The sequence below is a fragment of the Sphingomonas cannabina genome (genome assembly GCF_021391395.1).
Taxonomy (GTDB): Bacteria; Pseudomonadota; Alphaproteobacteria; order Sphingomonadales; family Sphingomonadaceae; genus Sphingomonas; species Sphingomonas cannabina.
In genome coordinates, this window is the sequence record NZ_CP090059.1 from 3,121,337 (window position 1) to 3,146,823 (window position 25,487).

23 protein-coding genes and 1 pseudogene are annotated in these 25,487 nt (G+C 68.9%); 8 read left to right on the forward strand and 16 right to left on the reverse strand.

Features of this window, described 5'->3' with window-relative positions; all coding sequences use genetic code 11:
- Nucleotides 1–106 precede the first annotated feature (106 nt).
- Nucleotides 107–847, forward strand: coding sequence for a FadR/GntR family transcriptional regulator (locus tag LZK98_RS14810; RefSeq protein ID WP_233783162.1), 741 nt, complete (start codon nt 107–109; stop codon nt 845–847).
- A gap of 180 nt (nt 848–1,027) precedes the next feature.
- Here the strand turns inward: LZK98_RS14810 and LZK98_RS14815 are convergent, their stop codons facing one another.
- From LZK98_RS14815 to LZK98_RS14835, 5 genes are all read right to left on the reverse strand, one after another.
- Nucleotides 1,028–2,020 (reverse strand): alpha/beta hydrolase, encoded by a 993-nt coding sequence (locus LZK98_RS14815; RefSeq protein WP_233783164.1) that lies wholly within the window; start codon nt 2,018–2,020, stop codon nt 1,028–1,030.
- A 229-nt stretch (nt 2,021–2,249) separates the two neighbouring features.
- Complete coding sequence (locus tag LZK98_RS14820; protein WP_233783166.1) at nt 2,250–2,885, reverse strand: DUF4198 domain-containing protein; 636 nt, start codon at nt 2,883–2,885, stop codon at nt 2,250–2,252.
- Between the two features lie 16 nt (nt 2,886–2,901).
- The gene (locus LZK98_RS14825; protein ID WP_233783167.1) at nt 2,902–3,189 is read right to left on the reverse strand and encodes a DUF3325 domain-containing protein; all 288 of its coding nucleotides are present in this window, start codon (nt 3,187–3,189) and stop codon (nt 2,902–2,904) included.
- Complete coding sequence (locus LZK98_RS14830; RefSeq protein WP_233783169.1) at nt 3,186–4,748, reverse strand: PepSY-associated TM helix domain-containing protein; 1,563 nt, start codon at nt 4,746–4,748, stop codon at nt 3,186–3,188. The genes LZK98_RS14825 and LZK98_RS14830 overlap by 4 nt, the downstream gene beginning before the upstream one ends.
- Complete coding sequence (locus LZK98_RS14835) at nt 4,745–5,065, reverse strand: hypothetical protein (protein WP_233783171.1); 321 nt, start codon at nt 5,063–5,065, stop codon at nt 4,745–4,747. Before LZK98_RS14835 ends, LZK98_RS14830 begins: the two co-directional genes overlap by 4 nt.
- Before the next feature lie 188 nt (nt 5,066–5,253).
- Here LZK98_RS14835 and LZK98_RS14840 point away from each other — a divergent pair, with 188 nt between their 5' ends.
- Nucleotides 5,254–6,111, forward strand: coding sequence for a hypothetical protein (locus LZK98_RS14840; protein ID WP_233783173.1), 858 nt, complete (start codon nt 5,254–5,256; stop codon nt 6,109–6,111).
- On the opposite strand, the gene LZK98_RS14845 is transcribed toward LZK98_RS14840, so the two are convergent.
- Nucleotides 6,108–8,099 carry a PAS domain S-box protein gene (locus LZK98_RS14845; RefSeq protein ID WP_233783175.1) on the reverse strand — a complete coding sequence of 664 codons (1,992 nt, stop codon included), beginning with the start codon at nt 8,097–8,099 and terminating at the stop codon, nt 6,108–6,110. The genes LZK98_RS14840 and LZK98_RS14845 overlap by 4 nt on opposite strands.
- Nucleotides 8,100–8,295: 196 nt before the next feature.
- Here LZK98_RS14845 and LZK98_RS14850 point away from each other — a divergent pair, with 196 nt between their 5' ends.
- Nucleotides 8,296–8,694: a response regulator gene (locus tag LZK98_RS14850; protein WP_233783177.1), complete on the forward strand. Its 399-nt coding sequence runs from the start codon at nt 8,296–8,298 to the stop codon at nt 8,692–8,694.
- 6 nt (nt 8,695–8,700) lie between these two features.
- Here the strand turns inward: LZK98_RS14850 and LZK98_RS14855 are convergent, their stop codons facing one another.
- From LZK98_RS14855 to cyoA, 7 genes and pseudogenes are all read right to left on the reverse strand, one after another.
- On the reverse strand, nt 8,701–9,225 hold the full coding sequence (locus LZK98_RS14855) for a response regulator transcription factor (protein WP_233783178.1): 525 nt from the start codon (nt 9,223–9,225) through the stop codon (nt 8,701–8,703).
- Nucleotides 9,222–10,559 (reverse strand): ATP-binding protein, encoded by a 1,338-nt coding sequence (locus tag LZK98_RS14860; protein ID WP_233783180.1) that lies wholly within the window; start codon nt 10,557–10,559, stop codon nt 9,222–9,224. The genes LZK98_RS14855 and LZK98_RS14860 overlap by 4 nt, the downstream gene beginning before the upstream one ends.
- Before the next feature lie 181 nt (nt 10,560–10,740).
- A pseudogene (locus LZK98_RS14865) lies at nt 10,741–11,424 on the reverse strand (SURF1 family protein); the annotation flags it as partial.
- The gene (gene cyoD, locus LZK98_RS14870) at nt 11,421–11,819 is read right to left on the reverse strand and encodes a cytochrome o ubiquinol oxidase subunit IV (protein WP_233783182.1); all 399 of its coding nucleotides are present in this window, start codon (nt 11,817–11,819) and stop codon (nt 11,421–11,423) included. The gene cyoD and the pseudogene LZK98_RS14865, both read right to left, overlap by 4 nt.
- A complete protein-coding gene (gene cyoC / locus LZK98_RS14875; RefSeq protein WP_233783184.1) occupies nt 11,816–12,448 on the reverse strand; it encodes a cytochrome o ubiquinol oxidase subunit III in 633 nt (210 codons plus the stop codon). Before cyoC ends, cyoD begins: the two co-directional genes overlap by 4 nt.
- A gap of 4 nt (nt 12,449–12,452) precedes the next feature.
- Nucleotides 12,453–14,453: a cytochrome o ubiquinol oxidase subunit I gene (gene cyoB, locus LZK98_RS14880; protein ID WP_233783186.1), complete on the reverse strand. Its 2,001-nt coding sequence runs from the start codon at nt 14,451–14,453 to the stop codon at nt 12,453–12,455.
- Between the two features lie 11 nt (nt 14,454–14,464).
- Nucleotides 14,465–15,619 (reverse strand): ubiquinol oxidase subunit II, encoded by a 1,155-nt coding sequence (gene cyoA, locus LZK98_RS14885; RefSeq protein WP_406693352.1) that lies wholly within the window; start codon nt 15,617–15,619, stop codon nt 14,465–14,467.
- 171 nt (nt 15,620–15,790) lie between these two features.
- Here cyoA and LZK98_RS14890 point away from each other — a divergent pair, with 171 nt between their 5' ends.
- Nucleotides 15,791–17,119, forward strand: coding sequence for an MFS transporter (locus LZK98_RS14890; RefSeq protein ID WP_233783187.1), 1,329 nt, complete (start codon nt 15,791–15,793; stop codon nt 17,117–17,119).
- A gap of 173 nt (nt 17,120–17,292) precedes the next feature.
- On the opposite strand, the gene LZK98_RS14895 is transcribed toward LZK98_RS14890, so the two are convergent.
- The 3 genes from LZK98_RS14895 to LZK98_RS14905 form a co-directional block, all read right to left on the reverse strand.
- Entirely contained in the window at nt 17,293–17,823 is a 531-nt protein-coding gene (locus LZK98_RS14895) for a dihydrofolate reductase family protein (protein WP_233783189.1), read from the reverse strand.
- 230 nt (nt 17,824–18,053) lie between these two features.
- Entirely contained in the window at nt 18,054–18,737 is a 684-nt protein-coding gene (gene hutC / locus LZK98_RS14900) for a histidine utilization repressor (protein WP_233783190.1), read from the reverse strand.
- A complete protein-coding gene (locus tag LZK98_RS14905; RefSeq protein ID WP_233783192.1) occupies nt 18,734–20,080 on the reverse strand; it encodes a formimidoylglutamate deiminase in 1,347 nt (448 codons plus the stop codon). Before LZK98_RS14905 ends, hutC begins: the two co-directional genes overlap by 4 nt.
- A gap of 204 nt (nt 20,081–20,284) precedes the next feature.
- Between LZK98_RS14905 and hutI the strand changes: the two genes are divergently transcribed.
- Genes hutI through hutU form a run of 4 tightly spaced genes read left to right on the forward strand, consistent with a single transcriptional unit; the run spans nt 20,285 to nt 25,480 of the window.
- A complete protein-coding gene (hutI, locus tag LZK98_RS14910; RefSeq protein ID WP_233783193.1) occupies nt 20,285–21,484 on the forward strand; it encodes an imidazolonepropionase in 1,200 nt (399 codons plus the stop codon).
- A complete protein-coding gene (gene hutH, locus LZK98_RS14915; RefSeq protein ID WP_233783195.1) occupies nt 21,466–22,998 on the forward strand; it encodes a histidine ammonia-lyase in 1,533 nt (510 codons plus the stop codon). Before hutI ends, hutH begins: the two co-directional genes overlap by 19 nt.
- Nucleotides 22,995–23,816: an N-formylglutamate deformylase gene (hutG, locus tag LZK98_RS14920; RefSeq protein WP_233783197.1), complete on the forward strand. Its 822-nt coding sequence runs from the start codon at nt 22,995–22,997 to the stop codon at nt 23,814–23,816. The genes hutH and hutG overlap by 4 nt, the downstream gene beginning before the upstream one ends.
- Nucleotides 23,813–25,480 carry a urocanate hydratase gene (gene hutU / locus LZK98_RS14925; RefSeq protein ID WP_233783199.1) on the forward strand — a complete coding sequence of 556 codons (1,668 nt, stop codon included), beginning with the start codon at nt 23,813–23,815 and terminating at the stop codon, nt 25,478–25,480. Before hutG ends, hutU begins: the two co-directional genes overlap by 4 nt.
- The last annotated feature ends 7 nt before the right edge of the window (nt 25,481–25,487 follow it).

Below are 25,487 nucleotides of genomic sequence, written 5' to 3' on the forward strand. Positions count from 1 at the left end.
ATGTATGATCTTTCGCCGATGGCAAGCATTGACCGACGGGCGGCAATCGGCTCATCACCTCCCACCGCCGGAGCGGCGGCAGACACGGGGCGCAACGAGCAAGGCCATGACCCATTCTCCTCCCACCCCCGAAGCCGCCCGCGTCCGCCGGCGCCCCCGCCTGGCCGAGGCGGTGGTCGAGGATCTGGTCAAGGCGATCGTGACCGAGACCTATCCCGCCGGCACCGCGCTGCCGCCCGAGGGGATGCTCGGTGACATGTACGGCGTCAGCCGCACGGTGGTGCGCGAGGCGACGATGGCGTTGACGGAGAAGGGCCTGGTCGTCTCTCAGCAGGGCCGCGGCACGATCGTCCGGGAATCGAGCGCCTGGGACATGCTCGACCCCATGATCCTCGGCGCATTGTTCCAGCGGGAGGACGGCCTCGCCTATCTCGACAATCTCTCCGAGATCCGCTCGCTGCTCGAAGGGGCGATGGCGGCGAAGGCGGCCGAGCGCCGCACGCCGGAGATGGTCGACGCGCTCACCCGCCAGATCGACAAGCTGGAGACGCTGATCCCCGTCCCCGCCGCCTATGTCCATGAGGACGTGATGTTCCACGACATCATCATGCGCATGTCGGGCGACCGGCTGAGCAAGGCGGTGATCGACGGCGTGCAATCGGAGGCGCTGCGCACCCACGAATATAGCGGCAAGCTCAACATCGAGCACATCAAGGACACCCACGCCGCGCACCGGCGCATCTACGAGGCCATCGTCGCCGGCGACGCCGAGGCGGCGTCGCGCGCGATGCGCAGCCACATCGAGGAATCCTGGGCCCGCCGCCGAGCGGAACGCCGCGCGCGATAGCCACCCCCGTTACCCCATAGCCACCCCCGTCACCCCGGCCTTGGGCCGGGGTCCACTGGGATGCAAGGACTGGACAAGAGGCTTGAGCGCAGCCCGCGAGGCCCAGTGGACCCCGGCCCAAGGCCGGGGTGACGGCTGGGAACCGGCTACGGAAGATCCCAATACCGATGCCGATCCGCCTTAGGCGCCCGATTCCGCGAACACCCCATGCCGCGCAGCAAAGGCCGCGAACAGCGACGGCCAGACGGACGCCGGCATCGTCGCGGGCAGGCGCACCCCGAAGCCGTGGCCGCCTTCCTCGAACACATGCATCGCCACCGGCCGCTTGGCGGCCTGCATCGCCTGGAACATGGCGATACTGTTGGCGACCGGCACCACATCGTCGTCGACGGTGTGGAGGAGGAAGACGGGCGGCGTCTCAGCATCCACCCGGAGCTCGACCGACCGCGCGCGCCGCTGCGCCGGCGACGCATCGGGACCGAGCAGATTGTCGCGCGATCCGCCATGGGCGAACGGCGCATCGAGGCTGACGACCGGATAGATCAGCCCGGCGACGTCAGGCCGGGCGGCGAGGCGATCCGCCTCGTCGACCGGCTCGTAGACGCGCTCGGCATGGCGTGTCGCCAGCGATCCGGCGAGGTGCCCGCCCGCCGAAAAGCCCAGCACCGCCACCCGGTCCGGCCGGATCGCGAACCGGTCCGCCCGGGCGCGGACCAGCCGCATCGCGCGCTGGGCATCCTGCAGCGGCACATCCTCACGGCGGCTCCAGCCCTCGCCCGGCAGGCGGTAGAGCAGGATGAAGGCGGTGATCCCGCGCGCGTTGAGCCAGTCCGCCTGGCTGATCCCTTCATTGTCATAGGAGAGAAAGCCATAGCCGCCGCCCGGCACCACCAGCACGGCCGAACCGTTCGGCCGCGCGGGTCGCCGCACCACTAGCACCGGACGATCGATGCCGGTGACCCAGCGGTCGGGCTTGGCAGGATCATGTGACTGGTCATCGATCTTGCGGACGATGCGTGCATCGGTCTTGCCTGGCGGATCGCCCGGCCACAGCTCGATCACCTCGTCGCCGGGCTGGATCTGCGCGAACGCCGCGCCGGGTACGGACGCCAGCACCGCGGCGGCGCCCAGCATCGTGCGGCGCGTCAGCCGCGTTTCGATGTGCCCTTCCATTCGTCCTCTCAGCAGCGAATCCGTCACACCGGATGGCGTGTCAGGCAGCTTAGCCGCGGCTCACCGGAGAGATCAATTTGGCCAATGCTCAATCCTCCCCCGCCAGGGGGAGGTGGCGCCGAAGGCGACGGAGGGGGAGGACGGCGACAAACTATCGATGTGTTTCCGCCCCCTCCGTCACGCTTCGCGTGCCACCTCCCCCTGGCGGGGGAGGATTTGAGTGTCGATCTTAACGCAAAAAGCTGAGCGTCGAGACGTGCATCAGCTTGGCGACCGGCTTCCCCGCTACCGTTCCCGCCTTGGTTTCCCCATGCGTGACGCCCAGGATATAGCGGCCGGCGCCCATGTCGGGCACGTCAACGCGGCCGTCGCCATCCGCCTTGAACGCCTTCTGCCAGCGCCCCGGCGTGATCACGTTGACGGTCGCGCCGGGTAGCGGCTGGCCGCGGAAGCGGACGGTGAACCGGTCGGCGCCGGGCGTGACCGGCACCAGCTCGAGGTCGAGCCTGGCCTCGGTCTCGCTACGGCCCGCGCGGGCGTAGAAGATCGCCCCTTGCTGCACGCCGTCCGATGCCCAGGGCTCGAACACATTGTCGTCGCGGGCGCGCACGTCTCCCACGCCGCCCGGCGCCGCCTCGAGATGATCGGTGCGGCGGGTGGTGGCGAGCGGCCGCGCCGGATCGGCGAGGAAGACCAGCGGCGCCTTGAGCCGATGGAATTCCGGGTCGCCGCCATCCGGAACCGGCTGGGCCGGCTCGCCGAGGTAGATGCGTGCCGGGCCGGTGGCGTCGCGCTCGATCCACACCTCATGCGCGGCGGCGGGCGCCGCGACGGCGGCAAGCAGGAACGGCAGCAGTCTGCGCATCATCTCTCTCCAATCGTTACCGGGAACGGGCACGGCGGCTCACGCGCCAACAGAGCCATGCGACGGTGACCCACGCGCCGATGCTCAGATGGCCGCACCAGATGATCGCGCCGCGCGCCGGGCCGAGCGCGAGCATGTCGGCCAGCAACGACGCCACCAGCAGAAGCCCTCCGATCCCACGCGCGGCACGCGCTTCGCGCGGATCGAGCCTGCGGCCGATCATGTCCTGCTGGTGCCGGCTCATCGACCCGGCGACCGCGGCGAAACCCGCCAGCGCGAGCAGGACGGCGAGAAGCTGGATCATGCCGCCGCCATCGCCTCGGCGACCGCCGGCTCGCTGCGGCGGGTCCGGTCCGAACGGACGCGGCCGGCCTTGCGCGCCGCCCAGCCGAAGCCGGCAGCGAGCACCAGCATCACGCAATCGAAACCGACGAACAGCCAGTCGCCCGCGGCGAGGCTGGCGACGAGATTGCGCGGCGTCGTCAGCGCGTTCACCACCGGCACCGCGGCGAACAGCAGCGCCGCTGCCGACAGCCCTTCCACCCACGCCCGCCGCGTCGGCCGCACGATCGCCCAGGCCAGCATCGCGCCCCAGGCGATGAACAGGCAGTGGATCTCCCAGTCCGCCCGCCCCTCCATGCGCAGCGGCAGCAGCCGGTTGGCGAGGAAATAGGCGGCAAGTCCGGCGCTCAGCCCCGCGATCGCCGCGACGTTCAGCCGCTCGACCAGCCGAAAGCCGAAATGCGGCCGTTCGGGATCGGCGAGGCGCGCGCGCCGCTTGACGGTCCACAGCACCAGTCCGCTGCCCACCATGATCGTCCCGCCGACGCCCGACAGGAAATAGAGCCCCCGGAGGCCCCACTCGGCGAAGCGGCCGGTGTGCAGGCCGATCATCACGCTCTCCGTCGCGAGCGCCGCGCCCTTGGACGCGCCGGCGCCAACCTGGCGACCGGTGGTGCCGTCGACGATCACCGCCTCGCCGCGCGCGCCGATCGCGGCCTCCGGCGCGCGGGTCAGGACTACCTTCGCAGTAGCGTCGCCGGGATTGGTCACGCGTACCGCGCCCACCCTCGCGCCATGCCACTCCGCCGACGCCAGCCGCATCATCGAGCCGACCGGTGCCAGCGCGGCCGGCTTGCCGCTGCGCTCCACCGCCGCCGGCTCGGCGAAGACGGCGTCGTAGAACTTGGCCTCATCCGAATAATTGGCCGCGATTCCCCACGGCATGTAGAGCGTCGCCAGCGTGACCAGCCCGGTGAAGGTGATCATCAGGTGGAACGGCAGCGCGATCACCGCCGTCACATTGTGCGCGTCGAGCCAGCTGCGCTGCCCCTTGCCGAAGCGCAGCATGAAGAAATCGGCGAAGATCTTCTTGTGCGTGACGATTCCCGACAGGATCGCGACGAGCATGAACATCGCCGCGATGCCGACCAGGTACCGCGCCCAGATCACCGGCATGTAGTGGAGGTCGAAATGGAAGCGGTAGAGGAAATAGCCGCCCTGCGTCTCCCGCGCCTCGATCCGGTTGCCGCTGCCGTCGAGCGTCGCGCTGGTGTCGCCACGGCGGCCGCGCCGCTCGCCGTCGGGCTGCCAGAAGACCTTGGTGGTCGCGCTGCGGCTGTTGGGGGGTGAGATGAACCATGCCCTGGCATCGGGCGCGACGGTCTGGAGGTAGCGCACCGCGCCTTCGGTCGCGGAAACCGGATCGACGGTGCCGGCGATCTCCGGCTCCATCCAGCGGGTGATCTCGTCCTGGAAATAGGCGGCAGTGCCGGTCGCGAACATCGCGAACAGCAGCCAGCCGAGCAGCAGTCCCGCCCAGGTATGGAGCCAGGCCATCGACTGGCGGAGGCCCTCCTTCACAGCCGCCCTCCGCTCGCCAGCGACAGCCACAGCAGCGCGCCGAGGATCGCTCCCGCGGCCGCCATCGCGAACCACAGCCGGCCGATCGAGCGGACGGCGAAGGCGGTCAGCACCAGCGTCGCGAACAGCGCGAAGGCGATCAGCGTCGCCGCGACGCTCGCTTCATGGCGCGGCCCCGGCAGCACGCGCGCGAGCCAGGCGGTGGCGAGCGAGGTCAGCAGGTAATTCGCTGGAATCGCCGCCACGACACGCGCGGCGACGCTCCACCGGCTCGGCCGGCGGCCCGTTTTACGGCGCAGAAGCGCGTTCGTCGCCATTGCCGGACCTGCTTTCCCCTTCTCGCGATTCGCGCCTGCCGTATCGCTAATGAGAATAGATCGCAACATAGTTCGGAACCGACGGACAAAACAGCAAAGGGCTGCATCCACCATTTGGTGGACGCGCAGCGCGACGAACTCGGGCAACGACTCGGTCGCACGACATTCGCGTCCAGGGAGATGAAGCGATGCGTCAGTATCTCAAGGCCGTCGCGGTCGCCGCCGCGTTGGTGTCCGGCACCCCGGCCTCGGCCGGTGAAGCGGACTGGTCCAGCCCCGTCGTGGGCGGCCGCGGCGGCACGTCTGCCGCGCTGAGATGTCCGGCGGGCAGTTATCTCGCTGGCGTAGTTGCACGCATCGGCGACGACATGGACGCTATCGGCCCGATCTGTGCGCAGGCGCTGACGACCGGCGGGATCTACCCCGCCGGCCGGCCCGGAACGCTCGGAGGCACGGGGGGAAGGCTGCGCGAATTCGCCTGCCCGGCCTCGGCGCCCTTTGTCCGCAAGGCGACGATCGGTGCCGAAGGGTCCCGGACCATCGTCGTCAACAGCATAGAAATCCGTTGCGGTCCGCTGTCGGGGCCGATGCCTCAGCCCGTCCTCGAATATAATTACGTGCTCCTCAGCGGTCCGAATTATTATTCGAGCTCGCTTCTACCGGGGACCGGCGGCAATTCCCTGAGCTACTCCAACCTGGCCGAATGCCCGTCGCACATGGCGCCGGTCGGCCTGCATGGACGGGCCGGCGCAATGGTGGACGCGCTGGGTATCATCTGCGGCGAGATCGCGCTCGTGAAGCCCAAGGCGCTCGGCAAGGTACGGCCGGCGGAAAAGCCCCCGCTGGTCAACGCGACTCCCGGCCTGACGCGGCAGGAGGCGATCCGCGTCCCGACCGCCAAGCCGCTCGGGAAGGTGCGCCCCGCCTCGCCGGCCGGAGACCCACCGATCTGCCAGCGCGCCCGCAGCGCACGCGGCCATTTCAACGCGGCGACCCAGGCGGCGCTCGACGCGCAATGCCGCAACGCGGGGGGCAACCCAAACTAGACCGACATCTCGATCGTGCAGGTGACGCCTTCGGGCGGAAACTCGATCCGGGCATCCCCGCGCTCGCTCCGCAGCGCCCGTTCCAGCATCCGCGACCCGAAGCCGGCGCGCGTGGGCGGCTCCACCCGCGGCCCGTCATGCTCGCGCCAGCTGAGCCGCAGGCGGGTCTTGCCCTCGACCTCGGTGACCTCCCAGCGGAGGTCGACCTTGCCCTTCTCGTCGGACAGCGCGCCATATTTGACCGCGTTGGTGCCGAGCTCGTGCAACGCCATCGCGATCAGCAGCGCCTTGGCCGCAGGAAGGCGCACCTCCGGCCCCGCGAAGACGATGCGCCTCCCGTCGCGGTCGAGGAACGGCTGGAGCGCCCGCTCCACCGTCTCGCCGGCCGAGATCGTGTCCCAGTTCTTCTGCGTGAGCAGGTCATGCGCCTCCGACAGTGCCCGCAGCCGCGCGATGAACGCATCGCGCTCCGCCACAGGCGTGCTGCGGAAGGTCTGCATCGCGATCGCCTGGACCATCGCCAGCGTATTCTTGACGCGATGACGGATCTCGTTGAGGAGCAGTTCCATCCCTGCTTCGGCGCGCTTGCGCTGTTCGATCTCGACCTTGGCGGCTTCATGGAGCCGGGCGTTGTCCATCGCCACCGCCGCCTGGGCCGCGATCCCCGCGACCAGCGCCTCGGCATCCTCGTCGAACATGCCCGGCTCGTCATGGCCGAAGAACAGACCCCCATGCACCTCGCCCGACGAGGAGACCACCGGCACGGCAAGATAGCTGACCACCGGAAGGTGCCCCTCCGGCATACCCTGGTACGGCGGATTGTGCCCGTAGCGGGGGTCCTTGCGGATGTCGTCAGAGCGGATGATCCCATGTCCACGGAAGGTGGGATCGAACACCGCGGTGTTGCGCGGCATGGCGAAGCGTTCGAACGCCTCGCGCGCGACGCCGGACAGGGTGTAGAGGAGATAACTCTCCCCAGCCTCGTCGGTGACATTGTAGAAGAAGGCGCCGAAACGGGCCCCGCTGAGCTCGGTGGCGATGTCGGTCACCGACTGGACGACCCGGTCGAGGTCGAGGTCGCGCGAGATTTCGCGCGCGGCGCGGTTGAGCTGCTCCAGCCGGGCCGCCTGCCTCGCGAGCATCGACTCGGCGCGCCTGCGCTCCGAAATGTCGCGCGCGATCTTCGATGCGCCGACGATCATCCCGTCATTGCGCCTTATCGGCGAGACCGTCAGCGAGACCTCGACCAGGCTGCCGTCCTTGCACCGGCGGACGGTTTCGAAATGTTCGATCCGCTCGCCCCTGCGGATCCGTTCCAGGATTCGCTGTTCCTCATCATGCCGGTCGGGCGGGATGATCGTCAGGATCGACTTGCCGACGATCTCCTCCGCAGCATAGCCGAAGAGGTGCTCGGCGCCTTCGTTCCATGTCCTGACGTTCCCGTTCAGATCCTTGCTGACGATCGCGTCGTTCGACGAGGTCACGATTGCCGCCAGATGCTGGGCAGCCTCCTCACTCTTCCTGCGGGCGGTGATGTCGACCAAAATGTTGACAGCGCCGACCAGCTCGCCGGCCTCGTCGAACAACGGCGTCGGATAGGGAACGAAAGGAAAACGACTGCCGTCGGGCCGCTCGGCGATCGCCTCGGCGCCTCTCACCGGTTTTCCGGTCCTGAGCGTCTCCGCCATTGGGCATTCGTCGTGCGCCATCGGCCTGCCGTCGGGCCAGTAGAGCCGCCACGAGCCACACCACCAGTCCTCGCCGATCTTCGGACGACGCCCCCACAGCTCGGCAGCCGCGGTGTTGTAGAAAGTGATCCGGCCGTCGGCATCGGTCGTATAGAGCGCGGTCGGCAGCGCCTCAACGATCCGGCGAAAATGTCCGTCCCCGATCCTCTCCGCGAACCCCGCTTCGCCTACCAGGCGCACCACAGCTTCAACCGACCGTTCGGCGGAACCCTCGAGCGCCCTCCCGCGCTCACCGTTCATCGTCGGCAGCTTTCGGTACCGCCCATCAGGGACATTTGCATAAACCGCTCCTCTTCAAAGGAAACCCTTGGTGGCGAAGAGCGTTCCTTGACGCGGCAAATGTGCAGCATCGCCGCAACGAAACGAGAAACGATGACCGGGGAAGCAGGCAGGAATTGGTCTCGAAATCTCGTTCGCGCAGTCGGGAGTGCTCGCCTTGAATGACGGCGAGGGCCAACGATGCGTCGCGCTCATCGTCGAGGACGAATGGCTGATCCGGATGGAGCTGGCCGACGCGCTGGCCGCGGCGGGTGTCACGGTATTCGAGGCGAGCGCCGGCGAGGATGCGCTGACCTATCTCCAGGGTGATCACCCGATCCATGTGCTGATCACCGACATCCGCCTGGTCGGCACGCTCAGCGGCTGGGATATCGCCGAAGCCTTCCGCACCGCACGGCCCGATATCGCCGTGATCTATGCGTCGGCCAATCCGCCGCAGGAGGCGCGCCAGGTGCCGGGCAGCGTCTTCTTCGCCAAGCCGGCGCCGATGCAGCAGCTCGTTCAGACCTGCTATCAGCTCTGCCCGCTGATGCGCGGCCCTTCGATCGGCGGCTGACGCTCTTCAGACGTGACGCTTCTCGAGCTTCCGCGCGAGCGTGCGGCGGTGCATCCCCAGCCGGCGCGCGGTTTCGGAGATGTTGAAGCCCGTCTCCGCCAGCGTCTGGTGGATACGCTCCCATTCCAGCGTCTTGATCGAGGTCGGGCGCGCATCGAGGCTCGCGTCGGGATCGCCCTCGACCCTGGCGAAGGCGGCCTCGATCTCGTCGGTGTTGGCGGGCTTGGTGAGATAGTTGGTGGCGCCGAGCTTGATCGCCTCCACCGCCGTCGCGATGCTGGCATAGCCGGTCAGCACGACGATGCGCATGTCGGGATCGAAGGCATGGAGCGCCTGGATGCCGGTGAGCCCCGACGCGCCTTCGAGGCGGAGGTCGACCACGGCATAACCGGGCGCGAAGTCGGCGAGCAGCGCGTCCAGCTCGGCCGGAGCGCTCGCGGTCCGCACCTCGTAGCCGCGGCGCTCGAACGAGCGGCGGAGGGTCCGGGCGAAGGCTTCGTCATCCTCCAGGATCAGCAGGCGTCCGGTCATTGCTCCGTCTCCACGGCGAGCGAGGCGAGCGGGATGGTGAGCGTCACCGTCGCCCCGCCCTCGTCGCGCCCACCTCTTTCACGCCCACCTCTTTCACGATTGCGCGCCGTCACCGTCCCGCCGAGCTTGCGCAGCACGTTCACCGCCAGGAACAGGCCGAGCCCGTGGCCGCGCTTGCCCTTGCTCGACTGATAGGGCTTGCCCAGCGTCTCCAGCATCTCGACCGGGAAGCCGGTGCCGTCGTCCTCCAGCGTCAGCACCATCGCCTCGGGCGATCGCTCGGCGGTGAGCGTGATCGCCGTCGCCTCGGCCTCCAGTGCATTGTCGAGGACATTGGCGATCACCTGCGCCAGCGCGCGGTCGCCGACGATCGGCAGGTCGGGCCCGAGCAGATCGGTGAAGCGCAGCATGTCGGGATGCAGCGCGTCCCAGCCGGCCGCCACCTCGCGGATGAAGCTGCGCAAGGTGGTGCGCATCGGCGCATCGCCCAGCACCTCGCCGGAGGCGAGCAGGATGCCCTTCACGATCTCCTTGCAGCGCGCGACTTCGCCCTGCATCTCGGCGACTTCCTCGGCGAGCCGCGGGTCGGCGGCGATCGGCGCGGACGTCTTCCAGTCGGCGAGGATCACCGCGAGCGACGACAGCGGCGTGCCGAGCTCATGCGCCGCGCCCGAGGCGAGCAGGCCCATGCGCACGATATGATCCTCCTCCGCGGCGCGCTGTCGCATCTCGGCAAGATAGGCGTCGCGGCTCCTGAGGTTCCGGTTGATGCGCGCCAGGAACAGCACCAGCAGCACCGCCGACAGGACGAAATTGCCCCAATAGGCGGCGACGTACGGCACCGGCAGCCGGATCGCCAGCGCGGGCGGCAGCGGCAGCGGCGGCGCGGTGGCGGCGACGAGGGCGAACAGCGCAGCGGCGATGACGACCAGCGCCCAGCTCGACCACGCCTCCAGCAGCAGCGCGCCGAGCACGATCTGGAGCAGATAGAGCGAGACGAACGGATTGGCCGCGCCGCCGCTGAGGTAGAGCTGCACCGACAGCGCGGCGACGTCGAACAGCAGCGACAGGAAGATGGTGCGGTTGCCGGTCTCGCGCCGCCGCAGCGCGCCCAGCGTCACCAGGTTGAGCAGCACCAGCGCCGCGAGCACCGCGATCATGCCGGCGAGCGGCAGGCGGATGCCGAAGCCGAGATGCGCGACCGCGATGGTGACCGCCTGGCCCGCCACCGCCAGCCAGCGCAGGTGGGTGAGCAGCAGCAGGTTGCGCCGCCCGGCGGCGTCGGCGCCGCGGAAGGGCGACCGGTCGATGCTGGTTGGGAACCAGGAGGTCATGTTCATAGTGTTAGCGCGGTTCGCCCTTCAGGTCCTCCCCGGCACGGGGAGGGGGACCATGCGAAGCATGGTGGAGGGGGAGCTCCGCAGGCGATGTCGCTTGCGGCGAGCCCCCTCCACCGCTGCGCGGTCCCCCTCCCCGTGCCGGGGAGGACCTGAGTGTTGGCTCACCACGCCGCCCCCGCCACGCCAGCCCAATGAGCGCGCTGCCCAGCAGCGCGGCCATCGCGAACCAGGTGAGCGCATAGACGAGGTGGTTGTTGGGGAAGCGCACCACCGTGAGGCCGCCCCGCGGCCAGCCCGGACTCGACGTCGCGTCGGCGTCGACGAAATAGGGCGCGACCGGCCCCAGCCGCTTCGCCGCGGCGATGGCGGCGACGTCGCGCGAATACCAGCGGCCGCCTGCCGGATCGTTGGCGCGCAGGAAGCCGCCACCCGGTTCGCTGACGCGCAGCAGGCCCGCTACCTCCACGACACCTTCGGGCCGATCATGCGCCTGACGCCGCTCCGGCGGAACGAAGCCGCGGTTGATCAGCACGGTGAAGCCGCGCTCGCTCCTGAGCGGCGTCATCACCCAATAGCCGCCGCCGAGCTCGGTCGCCGCCTGCACCAGCGTCTCGCGATCGTGAAGGAAGCTGCCGCGCAGCCGGACGCGGAGATAAGCGTCGTCGCGCCCGATCCGGGGCCAGCTGTCCGGCCCCGGCGCGGCGACCGGCGCGGCGGCGAGGCGGTGCTCGACCTGGGCGATCAGCGCCAGCTTCCAGGTGCGGCGATGGAGCTGCCACACCCCGAGCGCGATCAGCCCGGCGATCGCCGCAAGCAGCGCCAGCGCGACCGCGGCGCGCGCGGCCGGGTGCCTGGTCACATCCCGCTCATCTCGCTCTGGCCGCTCATCTCGCCCTGGGTCATCGACGGCATCATGTTCGCGTTCATGTGGTACATGACCCACAGCGACCCGGCGAGCGTGATCACCACCAGCACGATGGTGAAGATCGCCGCGAGCAGGTTCCATCCGCCTTCCGACTTGGTGTCGAGGTGGAGGAAGAAGATCATGTGGACGAGGATCTGCACCACGGCGAAGGCGATGACGAGCGCCGCGGTGGCGCCGGGCGACAGCACTCCCCCCATCACCAGCCAGAACGGAATGGCGGTGAGGACGACCGACAGGCCGAAGCCGATCACATAGCCCTTGAGCGAGCCGTGCGGCGCATGGACGTCGTGGTCCTCATGGCCGTGGTCGGCGGTGTGGTCGGCGCTCATCTCAGGACCCCAAGCAGATAGACGAAGGTGAAGACGCCGATCCAGACGACGTCCAGGAAGTGCCAGAACATGCTGAGGCACATCAGCCGCCGCTTGTTGGCCTGGATCAGCCCGCGCCGCCCGACCTGTACCATCAGCGTCACCAGCCAGATGATGCCGAAGGTGACATGCAGCCCGTGCGTCCCCACCAAAGTGAAGAAGGACGACAGGAAGGCGCTGCGCCATGGCCCAGCGCCTTCGTGGATCAGATTGGCGAACTCGTAGAGCTCGATGCCGAGGAAGGCGGCGCCGAACAGCCCGGTGATCGCCAGCCACAGCTGGGTCTGCCCTACCCTGCCCCGCTCCATCGCCAGCATGGCGAAGCCGTAGGTGATCGACGACATCAGCAGCATGGTGGTGTTGAGCGCCACCAGCGGCAGCTCGAAGATCTCGCGCGCGGTCGGCCCGCCGGCATAGGACGTCCCGTAGACGCCGTAGCAGGCGAACAGCACCGCGAAGATGAGGCAGTCGCTCATCAGGTAGAGCCAGAAGCCCAGCAGCGTGCTGCCGCCCGGCGCATGGTCGTGCTCGTCGGCGAGGTAGAAGACCGGCGGCTTGCCCTCGGCCTGGTCGATCGTGGTCGTGCTCATCGCGTCAGGCCTCCGCGCTCGCGAGCAGCCTGGTGCGCGCGTCCTCGGTCTCGATCACCGTCTCCACCGGGATGTGGTAGTCGCGGTCGTAGTTGAAGGTGTGGATGATCGCCGTCGCGACCAGCCCCAAGAAGGCGATCGCCGCCAGCCACCACATGTACCAGATCATGCCGAAGCCGAACACGACGCTGAATCCCGCCAGGATGATGCCGGCGCCGGTGTTCTTCGGCATGTGGATCGGCCGGAAGCCGGAGGTCGGCCGCTGGTAGTTGCGGCTCTTCATATCGTACCAGGCGTCGAGGTCGTGGACGACCGGCGTGAAGGCGAAGTTGTAGTCGGGCGGCGGCGACGAGGTCGCCCATTCGAGCGTGCGCCCGCCCCACGGATCGCCGGTGGTGTCGGCCAGTTCCTCGCGCTTCATGAAGCTGACGACGAGCTGGATGATGAAGGCGGCGATGCCGACCGCGATGATCGCGGCGCCGATCGCGGCGATCACGAACCAGATCTGCAGGCTCGGGTCCTCGAAGTGGCGGAGGCGCCGCGTCACGCCCATCAGCCCCAGGATGTAGAGCGGCATGAACGCCACCCAGAAGCCGATCACCCAGCACCAGAAGGACACCAGGCCCCACTTCCTGTCGAGCTTGAACCCGAACGCCTTGGGGAACCAGTAGTTGATCCCCGCGAACAGCCCGAACAGCACGCCGCCGATGATGACGTTGTGGAAATGCGCCACCAGGAACAGCGAGTTGTGCAGCACGAAGTCCGCCGGCGGCACCGCGAGCAGCACGCCGGTCATGCCGCCGATCACGAAGGTCAGCATGAACGCGACCGTCCACATCATCGGCAGCTCGAAGCGGATGCGCCCGCGGTACATGGTGAACAGCCAGTTGAAGATCTTCGCCCCCGTCGGGATCGAGATGATCATCGTCGTGATGCCGAAGAAGCTGTTGACGCTCGCCCCCGACCCCATGGTGAAGAAATGGTGCAGCCACACCAGGTACGACAGGATGGTGATGACCACCGTCGCATAGACCATCGAGGTGTAGCCGAAGAGCCGCTTGCCGCAGAAGGTCGAGGTCACTTCGGAGAAGATGCCGAACGCAGGCAGGATCAGGATGTAGACCTCGGGGTGGCCCCAGATCCAGATCAGGTTCACGTACATCATGGGGTTGCCGCCCATGGTGTTGGTGAAGAAGTTGGTGCCGAGATAGCGGTCGAGGCTGAGCAGCGCGAGCACGGCGGTCAGCACCGGGAAGGCGGCGACGATCAGCACGTTGGTGCACAGCGACGTCCAGGTGAAGATCGGCATCTTCATCATCGACATGCCCGGCGCGCGCATCTTGACGATGGTCGCCAGCAGGTTGACGCCGGATAAGAGCGTCCCGACGCCCGCGATCTGCAGCGACCATATGTAATAGTCGACCCCGACGTCGGGCGAGTAGTCGAGCCCTGACAAGGGCGCCATCGCCAGCCAGCCGGTCCGCGCGAACTCGCCGATGAACAGCGACGCCATCACCAGCACCGCGCCCGCCGTCGTCATCCAGAAGCTGAAGTTGTTGAGGAACGGAAAGGCGACGTCCCGCGCGCCGATCTGCAGCGGCACGATGTAGTTCATGAGGCCGGTGACCAGCGGCATCGCCACGAAGAAGATCATGATCACGCCATGCGCGGTGAACACTTGGTCGTAATGGTGCGCCGGCAGATAGCCCTCGTTCGGTCCGAACGCGATCGCCTGCTGCGCGCGCATCATGATCGCGTCGGAAAAGCCGCGCAGCAGCATGATGATGCCCAGGATCATGTACATGATCCCGATCTTCTTGTGGTCGATGCTGGTGAACCACTCCTTCCAGAGATAGCCCCAGAGGCGATACTTGGTGATCACGCCCAGCAGCGCGACGCCGCCCAGCGCGACGCCGATGAAGGTCGCGACCAGGATCGGCTCGTGGATCGGCAGGGACTCGAGCGAGAGCCGCCCGAAGATCGTCTTGAGGAAAGTCTCGTTCATCGCGTCTCGCCTCAGGCCGCGGTGGCGGGCGTGGCGCCCGGCCGGGCCGGAATGTCGTTCCGGGTCATGTTCTCGTTGCTCTGATGGCCGGGCGCGTGTCCGCCCGGCGCAGCCTCGGGATGATGCGGCGCCGACTGGTGCGGCGTGGTCTTATGCTCCTCCGGCGACTGCAGCAGGCCGCCCTCAGGCTCGCCCGGCTTCTGCGGCGCATCGTTGACCGGTGCATGCCCGCCGCCACCGCGCATCATGTCGTGGTGCATCGTCTCGGCCATGCAGGTCTGGCCCGGCCGCACGCACATCTGCACCGCGCGGTCGAACAGCCCGCTCTCGACCGCGGCGTAGCGGATCACCGGCACCTTCTCGCTCGGCCTCTCGAGCTTCAGATACTCCGCCGCGTCCAGCCTGCCGCCGCCGCCGCGCAGCCCCGCCGCCCAGCGCTCGAACGCGCCCTCGTCCATCCCCGCCACCGCAAAGCGCATGTCGGAGAAGCCGGCGCCGCTGTAGTTGGACGAGATGCCCTCGAACTGCCCGGCCTTGTTGAGCACCGCGTGGAGCTTCGTCTCCATCCCCGGCATGGTGTAGATCATGCCGGCGAGCTCGGGCACGTAGAAGGCGTTCATCACGCTGCTCGACGTCAGCCGGAAGCGCACCGGCCGGTCGACCGGCAGTGCCAGCAGGTTCACGGTGGCGATGCCCTGCTCGGGATAGATGAACAGCCACTTCCAGTCGAGCGAGACCACCTGGATCTCCAGCGGCTTCACATGGCCCGCGACCGGCTTGCCCGGCGCGGTCCGCTCGATCGGCCGATAGGGATCGAGCAGATGCGTGCTCGTCCAGGTCAGCGCGCCCAATGCGATGATGATCATCAGCGGCGCCGCCCAGATCGCCAGCTCGAGCTGGGTCGAATGGTCCCATTCGGGATCATAGTCGGCATCGCGGTTCGACTGGCGGTACTTCCAGGCGAAGAAGATGGTCAGCGCCATCACCGGCACGATGATCAGCAGCATCAGCCCGGTCGAGATCATGACGAGCTGGCCCTGCTGGCGGGCGACGTCGCCGGCGGGATCGAGCACCGTCATGCCGCAACCGCCGAGCAGCAGCGGAAGCATGGCGAACGCGGAAACCGCCTTCAGGCGCGGTGGACGGAGGGCCGGTACGGGACTCATGCCGCCGCCGCTATCGCTGCGCTGCAACACGGACCATTGGACATTTTGTCCTATCCCCATGACCGCTCTCCATGGGCTAGACGTTCGCAGGCGCAGCACGCCACCTTCAATCGATTCGAACGTTTACGGAAGACGGTGTATCATAGTCTTCCGGTGTTACGGGAACCCAGCATGTCCGCACAGGCCGCCTCCTCCACGCCGCTCGAGCGCGATGCTCGCGCCCTCAACACACGCGGAAGCCATGAGGTCCGCCCGAGCGAGATCGCGGTCGGCGTGATCATCGGCCGCACGTCGGAATTCTTCGACTTCTTCGTCTACGCGATCGCCTCGGTGATCGTGTTCCCGCAGATCGTCTTCCCCTATCTCGACCGGCTGGCCGGCACCTTGTGGTCGTTCGCGATCTTCGCGCTCGCCTTCATCGCGCGTCCGATCGGCTCGCTGATCTTCATGGCGATCGACCGCCGCCACGGCCGCGGCACCAAGCTGACCATCGCGCTGTTCCTGCTCGGCAGCTCGACCGTCGCGGTCGCCTTCCTGCCCGGCTACGAGCAGGTCGGCATCATCGCCGCGATCCTGCTCGCGCTGCTCCGCTTCGGCCAGGGCATCGCGCTCGGCGGCACCTGGGACGGCCTCGCCTCGCTGCTCGCCGTCAACGTGCAGGAGGGCAAGCGCGGCTGGTATGCGATGATCCCCCAGCTGGGCGCGCCGCTCGGCCTGATCGTCGCGAGCGCGCTGTTCGCCTTCTTCCTCGCCACCCTCTCGCAGGAGGATTTCCTGAGCTGGGGCTGGCGCTATCCCTTCTTCGTCGCCTTCGCGCTCAACGTCGTCGCGCTGTTCGCGCGGCTGCGCATGGTGGTGACGCCCGAATACGAACGGCTGTTCGAGAACCGCGAGCTCCAGCCGACCCCGGTGGTCCGCACCGTGCGCTCGCAGTGGCTCAACATCATCATCGGCGCCTTCGCCCCGCTGGCGAGCTTCGCGCTGTTCCACATGGTGACGGTGTTCCCGCTGTCGTGGATCTTCCTCTACACCAAGGAAGGGCTGGTCCGCTTCCTCACCATCGAGATCGTCGCCGCCTTCTGCGGGCTCGCGGCGATCGTGGTGTCGGGGCTGCTCGCCGACCGCATCGGACGACGCTCGCTGCTCGGCTACACCGCCGCGGCGATCGCGGTGTTCAGCGGCTTCGCCCCGCAGCTTCTGGCTGCCGGCCCCGGCGGCGAGACGGTGTTCATGGTGCTCGGCTTCGTGCTGCTCGGCCTGTCGTTCGGCCAATCGTCGGGCGCGGTGTCGGCCAATTTCGACAAGGGCGAGCGCTACACCAGCTCCGCCGTCACCTCGGACCTCGCCTGGCTGTTCGGCGCCGGCTTCGCCCCGCTGGCGGCGCTGGTGCTGGCAAGCTCGTTCGGCCTGATCGCGGCGGGCGCGTACCTGCTGTCGGGTGCGCTCGGCACGCTGGCGGCGCTGGCGCTCAACAAGGAACTGGCGAGCCGGCTGGATTAACCCCCTCAATCCTCCCCCGCCAGGGGGAGGTGGCACGCGAAGCGTGACGGAGGGGGAGGACGGCGATTTGCTACCGGCGTGCTTCCTCCCCCTCCGTCAGCCTTCGGCTGACACCTCCCCCTGGCGGGGGAGGATTGAAAAGGGGCCGCGCGATTTCCGCCCGGCGCGCGGGATCAGGCGGGAACGTACCTCAACCGGATCACATCCTCGCCGATCCGATCGCTGGCGATCAGGCGGAGCGGCGGCCGCGGTCCCGCGAAATATGGCGTGCCGCGGCCGAGCACGACGGGATGCAGGTAGATGCGATACTCGTCGATCAGGCCAAGGTCGGTGAGGCTTCGCGCCAGGGTCGGGCCGGCGACTTCGATCTCCCCGTCGCGTCCGGCCTTCAGCTCGCGGATCGCGCCCTCGAGATCATCTCCGACCAGCGTGGCGTTGGGGCCGACCGAGGTCAACGACCGCGAGACGACCCATTTCGGCTGCTTCCGCCACGCCGCCGCGAAGGCGTGTTCGTCTGCGCCCCATTCGGGATGATCGTCGTCCCAGTAGCGCATGAGCTCATATAGCCGACGACCGTACACGCTGCCCGCCTGCCCCTCGGCTTCCTCGACGAAGTGGCGGAAGAGCGTAGGATCCGGCGCGAACTCCGTATGATCGACGTAGCCGTCGAGGGACTGGTTCATTCCGAACACGAGCTTGGCCATGTCCACTTCCCTTCTCGCGCGGCGCGTCCGCGTGACTCCAATTGCATGACACGATCGGTTCAAGCTAACTCGACTGGTTTTATTTCGCAATCGGTTTTAGGAGCGCGCATGAATGAGATGGAATCGTGCTCCTGCGAAAGCAGGAGCCCTGGATCATGGGCGCTCCGCCTGCGGCCACGGCTCCTGCTTTCGCAGGAGCACCGACTCTGCACTCTGAGGCAGGACCGGCTCTAAGGCCGGAACTCCGCCACCAGGTCATACCGGCTGCCGGGAAACAGCTGCCGCACGTAAGTCACCGGCTCGCTCGCGCGCCAGGTCCAGCGTTCGAGCTGGAGGCACGCCGCATGGCTGCGGATGCCGAGCAGCCCGCTCTCCTCCGGCGAGGCCTCGACCGCCTGGATGCGGTGGCGGGCCTCGGTCCACGGCACGTGCGCGAGCAGCCAGCTCCCCGGCGCGATCTCCTCGAAGGATTCATGTTCGGCCTGCGGCACCGCCGACAGCGACAGCGTGCGCTGCTCCCATGCCAGTGGAAGGTCGCCGCTATGATGGACGCCGGCCAGGTGCAGCACCGGCCCCACGATCCCGCTTTCCGCGCCGCGCCGCTCATCGCCCCGGCGCCGCATCCGCAATTCCCAGCGATGGACCTCGCCCCGCGCCCGGACGGCTTCGGCGAGGTCGGGCACCTCGAGCACCGCCGACTCGATATGCGGCCGCGCCACGAACGATCCGGCCTTGCGCCGCCGTTCGATCAGCCCGTCATGGGCGAGCCGCTGCAGCGCCTTGCTGACGGTCGCGCGCGAGCAGCCGTAATGCGTGACCAGCTCATGCTCGAAGGGAATCCGAGTCCCCGGCGGCCAGTCGCCGGAGTGGATGCGCGCCTCGATGTCGCAGCGGATGCGCTGGTCGAGCGTCAAGCGAGCACCCGCCGCATCGCCTGGGCGTAGCGCACCGCCACAGCTTCCGCCGCGACATGGCGGCCGCCCTCCACGCAAAGCCGCCCCGCCCGCCACACGCGATCGATCAGGCCCGCCCGGCCGGCGAAGACCCAGCGGTCGAGGATCGTCGCAGGATCGGCCGCGGCGAAGCAGGGATGCGACATGGCGAAGCTCACGATATCCGCCGCCGCGCCGACGACCAGCCCGCCCCGCACGCCCAGCGCCTGCGCGCCGCCCGCCAGCGCGTCGCGGAACAGCCGGGTGCCGGCCGAGGGCGCCGCCTCGTCCGCGGTCAGCACCCGCCGCCGGTCGCGCAGCCGCTGCGAATATTCGAGCGCGCGCAGCTCGCCGGCCGCATCGACGCAGATGTTGGAATCGGTGCCGGTCGCGATCCGCCCGCCCCGCGCGAGATAATGCGTCGCCGGAAAGATGCCGTCGCCGAGATTGGCCTCGGTGACCGGGCACAGGCCGGCGACCACGCCGCTGGTGGCCAGGCGGTCGCACTCGCCATCGGTGAGATGCGTCGCGTGGATCAGGCACCAGCGCGGGTCGAGCGGCGCATGATCGAGCAGCCACTCCACCGGCCGCGCACCGCTCCAGGCGAGGCACGCCTCGACCTCGCGCTGCTGCTCGGCGGCGTGGATATGGATCGGGCCGCCGCCTGCCACCGGCAGGATCGCGTCGAGTTCCTCGGGCGTCACCGCGCGCAGCGAATGCGGCGCGATGCCGAGATTAGCGTCGCCTTTGAGGTGCGCTCGGCTCGCCTCCACCAGCTCCGCGAAGCCGTCGACGTCGCTGACGAAGCGTCGCTGTCCCGGCACCGGCGCAACTCCGCCGAAATCCGAATGGGCGTAGAACACCGGCAGCAGCGTGAGCCCGATCCCCGCCGCCTCCGCCGCCGCGACGATCGCGCCCGCCATCTCGGCCGGATCGGCGTAACGTTCGCCCGAGATGTCGTTGTGGAGGTAATGGAACTCGCCGACCCGCGTGTAGCCGGTCTCCAGCATCTCGACATAAGCCTGGGCGGTGATCGCGGCGACGTCCTCGGGGGTCAGCCGGTCGAGGAAGCGGTACATCACCTCGCGCCAGCTCCAGAAGTCGTCCTCGGGCTGGCCGCGCGTCTCCGACAGCCCCGCCATGCCGCGCTGGAAGCCGTGGCTGTGGACGTTGCCGAGGCCGGGGATGGCGGCGCCGTGCCGCTCGGCGTCGCCGGGCTCGGCGCCGGGTTCGACCGAGGCGATACGGCCGTCGGCAACGGTCACCAGCACCGATCGCGCCCAGCCGTCCGGAAGCCATGCCTGTTCAAACCAAAGCCGCTGCATCGCCGCCTCCACCTTAGCTCCTCCCCGGCACGGGGAGGGGGACCATTTGCGGAGCAAATGGTGGAGGGGGCCCTCGGCACCGGAATCCGTAGCGGCCCACCCCCTCCACCACCGACCTTCGCTCGGCGGTCCCCCTCCCCGTGCCGGGGAGGATTTGCATTATTATGACTAGACATAATCCTTCCAACCAGCAAGGATCGGCTCATGGACCGGCTCTGGATCAATGCCCGTCTGGCGACCATGGCGGGCGATGGGCTCGGCATCGTCGAAGACGGCGCGGTCGCCTGTACGGCCGGCCGGATCGCCTATGCCGGCCCCCGCGCCGACGCACCGGCGACCGCGGCGGAGGTGATCGACTGCGGAGGTCGCTGGATCACGCCGGGGCTGATCGATTGCCACACGCACCTGGTCTACGCCGGCGACCGCGCGGGCGAATGGGCGATGCGGCTGGCCGGCGCGAGCTATGAGGAGATCGCACGCGCTGGCGGCGGCATCCTGTCGACGATGCGCGCGACGCGGGCAGCGGACGAGGCGGCGCTGGTCGCCGCCGCCCTCCCCCGGCTCGATGCGCTGCTCGCCGAGGGCGTGACCACGGTCGAGGTCAAGTCCGGCTACGGCCTCACGCTTGCGGACGAACGCAAGATGCTCGTTGCCGCGCGGGCGCTGGGGCGCGAACGGCCGGTGCGGGTCGCGACGACCTTCCTCGGCGCCCATGCCGTGCCGCCCGAATATGCCGGCCGTCCCGATGCCTATGTCGACCTCGTCTGCGACGAGATGATCCCGGCCGTCGCGGAGCTGGCGGATGCGGTCGACGCCTTCTGCGAGGGGATCGGCTTCACTCCGGAACAGACCGCACGCGTGTTCGACGCGGCGGCGCGCCACGGCCTGCCGGTCAAGCTCCACGCCGAGCAGCTCTCCAACCAGCACGGCGCGGCCCTTGCCGCGCGCCACGGAGCGCTGTCGGCCGACCATCTCGAGCATCTCGACGCCGAGGGCATCGCGGCGATGGCGGCGGCGGGGACGGTGGCGGTGCTGCTCCCCGGCGCCTTCTACTTCACGCGGGAGACGCGCCTGCCGCCGGTGTCCGCGCTGCGCGCCGCCGATGTCCCCATCGCGCTCGCGACCGACTGCAACCCGGGGACATCGCCTCTGACGTCCGTCCTCCTCGCGATGAACTTCGGAGCCACCTTGTTCCACCTGACCGTGGAGGAATGTCTCAAGGGCGTCACCCGCCACGCCGCCCGGGCACTGGGCCGGCTGGACCATCTCGGCACGATCGAGACCGGCAAGCACTGCGACCTCGCGATCTGGGACATCGATCGGCCCGAGGAGCTCGTCTACCGCATCGGGTTCAACCCGCTGCACACCCGCGTGTGGAACGGCCAATGCACGACATCATCCTGACCCCCGGCGCGGTCCCCCTCGCCGACTGGCGCGCCATCTACCGCGGCGCGGGCCTCCGCCTCTCCCCCGACTGCGCCTCCCGCATCGCCGAGAGCGCCACGGCGGTCGACCGCATCCTGGGGAAGAGCGCGCCGGTTTACGGCATCAACACCGGCTTCGGTAAGCTGGCGAGCGTCCGCATCGCCGACGCCGACCTCGCCACCCTCCAGCGCAACATCGTGCTCAGCCACGCCGCCGGCGTCGGCGAGCCCACCCCCGCGCCCGTCGTTCGCCTGATGCTGGCGCTCAAGCTCGCCAGCCTCGCCCAGGGCGCCTCCGGCGTGCGGCCGGAGACGGTGGCGCTGCTCGAAGCGATGCTCGCCCGCGACCTGCTACCGGTGGTCCCGTGCCAGGGATCAGTGGGCGCCAGCGGCGACCTCGCCCCGCTGGCGCACATGGCTGCAGCGATGATCGGCGTCGGCGATATGCTGGTGGCCGGGGAACGCCGGCCCGCCACGGAAGCGCTACAGGCCGCCGGCCTCAAGCCGCTGGAGCTCGGCCCCAAGGAGGGGCTGGCGCTGCTCAACGGCACGCAATTCTCTTGCAGCTATGCCCTCGCCGGCCTGTTCGAGGCGGAGACGCTGTTCCAGGCCGCGCTCGTCACCGGCGCACTCTCGACCGAGGCGGCCAAGGGCACCGACACCCCCTTCGACCCGCGTATCCATGCGCTCCGCCGCCACGCCGGCCAGATCTCGGTCGCCGAGGCGCTGCGGGCGCTGATGGCCGGATCGGCGATCCGCGCCTCGCACGTCGAGAACGACCCGCGTGTGCAGGACCCCTATTGCCTGCGCTGCCAGCCGCAGGTGATGGGCGCGGCGCTCGATGTGCTGCGTCAGGCGGCGGCGACGCTCGCGATCGAGGCGAACGGCGTCTCCGACAACCCGCTGATCTTCCCCGAGAGCGACGAGGCGCTGTCGGGCGGCAATTTCCATGCCGAGCCCGTCGCCTTCGCCGCCGACATGATCGCGCTGGCGATCTGCGAGATCGGATCGATCGCGGAGCGGCGCATCGCGATGCTGGTCGATCCCGCGCTGTCGGGCCTCCCCGCGTTCCTGACGCCGCGGCCGGGGCTCAACTCGGGCTTCATGATTCCGCAGGTGACGGCGGCGGCGCTGGTCTCCGAGAACAAACAGCGCGCCCATCCGGCCAGCGTCGATTCGATCCCGACCTCGGCCAATCAGGAGGATCATGTCTCGATGGCCGCGCACGGTGCGCGCCGGCTGTTGGCGATGGCGGCGAATGCGCAGGCGGTGATCGGCATCGAGCTACTCGCGGCGGCGCAGGCGTGCGATTTCCACCAGGGTCTCGCCTCCTCGACGATGCTGGAGGCGGCGCGGGCGCTGGTGCGGTGCGAGGTGCCGCACCTGGAGGACGACCGCTACTTCCATCCGGAGATCGAACACGCGACCGCGTTGGTGCGCGGTGGAGCATTGGCCGAGGCGGTGGGGCTGCCCCTGCCGGGACTGGTAGCATGACCGACTGGCTGGAGGTGACGCGTGGCGAGGCGCCGCTGTTGGTCGGCCTCCCGCATACCGGCATCGAGCTGCCGGACGGTCTGGCCGACAGGTTCGCCTCGCCATGGCTGGCTCGGCGCGATGCCGACTGGTGGATCGAGCGCCTCTACGACTTCACGGCCGATCTAGGCGCGACCGTCGTGCGGACGCGCGTTTCGCGCAGCGTGATCGACGTCAACCGCGATCCGAGCGGCGTGTCGCTCTACCCGGGACAGGCGACGACCGAGCTTTGCCCGACGACTACGTTCGATGGCGAGCCGCTCTATGTCGATGCTCTCCCGGATGCGGATGAGATCGCCCGGCGCCGCGCGACATGGTTCGATCCCTATCATGCCGCACTCTCCGTCGAGATCGAGCGCCTGCACGAACGGCATCCGCATGTCGTGCTCTATGACGCCCATTCGATCCGCAGCCGCATTCCGCGTCTGTTCGAAGGCGAGCTGCCGCAGTTCAACATCGGCACCAATGGTGGCATCACCTGCGATCCCGCCCTGGCCGACGCGGTGCTGGCGATCTGCGCCGCGACCGGCCTCACGCACGTTCGCAATGGCCGGTTTCGCGGCGGCTGGACCACGCGGCATTACGGCCGGCCGGATCGCGGCGTCCATGCGATCCAGATGGAGCTGGCTTGCCGCGGCTACATGGGCGAGCCCGACCGGCCCGACGAAACCAACTGGCCTTCCCCCTACGACCCCACCCTCGCCGCGCCGATGCGCGCCACACTTACCGACATCCTGAAGGCCTGCCTCGCCTTCGCCAGCAGCAGGAGCCGCCGATGACCCGCCTCGACAACAGCCGCACCATCCGCCCCGCCACCGGCCCCGAACGATCGGCGAAGAGCTGGCTGACCGAAGCGCCGCTCCGGATGCTGATGAACAACCTCCACCCCGACGTCGCCGAGCGGCCGGAGGAGCTGGTCGTCTACGGTGGCATCGGCCGCGCCGCACGCGACTGGGAGAGCTTCGACCGCATCGTCGAGGTACTGCGCCGGCTGGAGGATAACGAGACCCTGCTCGTCCAGTCGGGCAAGCCGGTCGGCGTGTTCCGCACGCACGAGGACGCGCCGCGCGTGCTGATCGCCAATTCCAACCTGGTGCCGCACTGGGCGACCTGGGAGCATTTCCACGAGCTCGATCGCGCCGGGCTCGCTATGTACGGCCAGATGACCGCGGGGTCGTGGATCTACATCGGCACGCAGGGCATCGTTCAGGGCACCTACGAGACCTTCGTCGAGATGGGGCGGCAGCATTATGGCGGCGACCTGTCGGGCCGCTGGCTGCTGACCGCCGGCCTCGGCGGCATGGGCGGCGCGCAGCCGCTCGCGGCGGTGATGGCCGGCGCCTCCTGCCTCGCGATCGAATGCCAGCCGAGCCGTATCGAGATGCGCCTGCGCACCGGCTATCTCGACCGGCGCGCCGATACGATCGACGAGGCGTTGGCGATCATCGAGGAGTCCTGCGCGGCGAAGCGCCCGACGTCGGTCGGCCTGCTCGGCAACGCCGCCGAGATCCTGCCCGAGCTCTACCGCCGCGGCGTCCGGCCCGACCTGCTCACCGACCAGACCTCCGCGCACGATCCGGTCAACGGCTATCTCCCCGCCGGCTGGACCGTCGCCGAATGGACCGAGAAGCGCGAACGCGAGCCCGATGCGGTGGCGAAGGCGGCCAAGGCATCGATGGCGACCCACGTCCGCGCGATGCTCGACTTCCAGGCGGCGGGCGTGCCCACGGTCGACTATGGCAACAACATCCGCCAGGTCGCCAAGGACGAGGGCGTCGCCGACGCCTTCGCCTTCCCCGGCTTCGTGCCCGCTTATATCCGCCCGCTGTTCTGCCGCGGCGTCGGCCCGTTCCGCTGGGCGGCGCTCTCAGGCGATCCCGAGGACATCTACCGCACCGATGCCAGGGTGAAGGAGCTGCTCCCCGACAACGCCCATCTCCACCGCTGGCTCGACATGGCGAAGGAGCGGATCAGGTTCCAGGGCCTGCCCGCGCGCATCTGCTGGGTGGGCCTGGGCGACCGCCACCGACTCGGCCTCGCCTTCAACGATATGGTCGCGAAGGGCGAGCTCAAGGCGCCGGTGGTGATCGGCCGCGATCACCTCGATTCCGGCTCGGTCGCCAGCCCCAACCGCGAGACCGAGGCGATGCGCGACGGATCGGACGCGGTCAGCGACTGGCCGCTGCTCAACGCCCTCCTCAACACCGCCAGCGGCGCAACCTGGGTGTCGCTCCACCACGGCGGCGGCGTCGGCATGGGCTATTCGCAGCACGCCGGCATGGTGATCGTCGCAGACGGGACCGAGGCGGCCGCGCGCCGGCTGGAGCGGGTGCTGTGGAACGACCCGGCCAGCGGCGTGATGCGCCACGCCGACGCCGGCTACGAGGCCGCGATCGCCTGCGCACGCGAGAAGGGGCTCGACCTGCCGTCACTGTCCGGCTGATCTTTTT